The sequence below is a fragment of the Synechococcus sp. R6-10 genome (genome assembly GCF_047461815.1).
Lineage (GTDB): Bacteria > Cyanobacteriota > Cyanobacteriia > Thermostichales > Thermostichaceae > Thermostichus.
On the sequence record NZ_JANSHW010000287.1, the window covers coordinates 1 to 2,088 of the forward strand.

1 pseudogene is annotated in these 2,088 nt (G+C 63.5%); it reads right to left on the reverse strand.

Annotated elements, in window-relative coordinates:
• Positions 1 to 2,071 (reverse strand): annotated as a pseudogene (locus NW837_RS08815) (translocation/assembly module TamB); the annotation flags it as partial.
• Positions 2,072 to 2,088: the final 17 nt, after the last annotated feature.

Here is a 2,088-nt window from a genome sequence, read left to right on the forward strand (position 1 = left end):
ACTGTCCCCGCAGCTCCTGGACTTGCAGCTGATTGAGGTTAAAGGCGATCTGGCCTGTGAGGTCGGTAATGGGCTCCGGCAGGGCTGCCAGCTTGAGGATCCCCGAGTTGACGCTCAAGTTCCCCTGCAGGCTGGGCTCTCGCAAGGTGCCGCGGATGGCCAGCTCCAGTTGGCTTTGGCCGCCTTCCCAGCGCACCTGGTCGGTGAAGAGGTTGATCAGGCGCAGACCGCCATGCTTGGCTTGCAGGGTGAGGTCGATCTGGTCGGATTCGGCCCGCACCTCGGCAAAGGGCAGGGTGTAGGGCACCAGGCCAAAGAGGCGAATGGGTTCGTCACCATTGGCCAGCAGGGCGCCGTCCAGGCGCAGCTGCCCCCGCTGGTAGTCAAATTGTCCTCCCACCTCCCGCAGCGGCACCTGGTTGATCTGGGCGTTGACCACTGTCAGGGATCCGCGGGCATGGGGATCCCGCAGGTTGCCGGCCAGCTCCACGTCCAGGTTGAGATCCCCCTGCAGCTCCAGCTCCTCTGGCAGGAAGCGGTCCAGCAAAGCCAGAGGCAATCCTTGGATTTGCAAGGATCCCGACTGTTCCTCTAGGCCCAGCTTGCCCACAAAAAGGGCTTGACGTTCGCCACTGCGCAACCGCAGCGGCTCCAACACCACTGCATCTCCAGCCAGGCTGCCCCTGGCAGTAAGGCTTTCGATGCCAAACTCCTCTGCCTGCCAATTCTGGCCCTCAAGGTAAAAGCTGACGCTAGGCCGGTTGAGGCTGCCGACCAGGCTAACGCTGGCTTGGAATTCCCCTCGCAGACTTGTGGGCGGCGGGAAAGTGCTCCGCACCGCTGACGCGAACAGCGGATCCATGCGGCTGGCCAAGGTCTCCAGGTGGACGGCCAAGATCTGGGCATAGTACTCCAGCTGCTCCAGGAGAGGATGGTTGGGCAAACCAACCGGGTCGGTCTTTAACGCCGAGGCAGGGCCCAAGGGGGGCCGCCGGAAGCCGCGAGTGGTGATGTCTTGCCACTGCCGCCACTTAAAGGCAGAGACGATGTCTTCCAGGCGGCCCTGGCGGGTGCTGATCTCTAGGTTAATTTGAGGAACGGAAACCTCTGGAGTAGACTCCAAACCGCCCTGGAGGGGATCCGCCGGCAGCTCCAGGGTGCCGCTAGCGGTGTAGGTGCTCTCAAACAAATCCAGTTGAGCTTGGGCGATCTCTAGGCGAGGAGAACCATTACCAGCGTGGTAGTCGAAATCCACCGAAAAGCCCCGCACTTCGATCCCTCCCAACTGCAGATCCGCCACCGCAGCCCGTCCTTGGGCGGCGCCGCTTGCCAGGTCAACTGCCACCTCCCCCTCGAGGGTTCCCTGCAGACTGGCCCACGGCTCGGCAGCCACCCCCCCCAGCAAAGCCAGAGGCAACTGGTTCACTGCCACCTGGAGCTCCTCTTGCCGGCGTTGGCCGCGAATTTCCGCCTCGCCCCGCTGCACCTGAAACTGCAAAGGCTGAAACTGGGGATCCAACTGCAGCGCCAGTCGATCCCGCTTCCCCCGCAGATCCACTTCCGTCCCCTGAACAGACCCCTGAAAGGGCCCGGCCAAGTCTTCAAAGGCCACATCTCCCACCTGCAAGCCCCGCAACTGCGCCTTGCCAGTCACCTGCAAGGTGTCCAGAGGTCCGCGGATCTGGCCGGATCCCTGCAGCACTCCTTTCACCAGCGGCGGCAGGCCGGGTACTTCTGCCAGCGCAATCCCGTCGGTGGTAAAGCTCAGATCCAGGGATCCCACCTGCAGGGTTTGAGGATCCACCGGGATCCGCCCCCGTATGCCGGCCAGCCGAGTTGCGTCGGCCAAGATCTCACCTTCTTGGATCACTAGGCCCGCCCCATCCCAGGCCACCTGGCCCCTTGCCTCTCCCAGAGGCTGCGACAGGATCACCGAGCCCTGCGCCCGCAGCGCCCCCAAAAAGCCCAGCTCCGACACCTCAGCCGTGTTCACCTGCGCCGTGAGGGCTCCTGAGAGGGATCCCTGTCTATTGAAAGGAGTCTTTCGGGGTGTCAGGCTGGCGATCACCATGCGCTACCACGGATTGG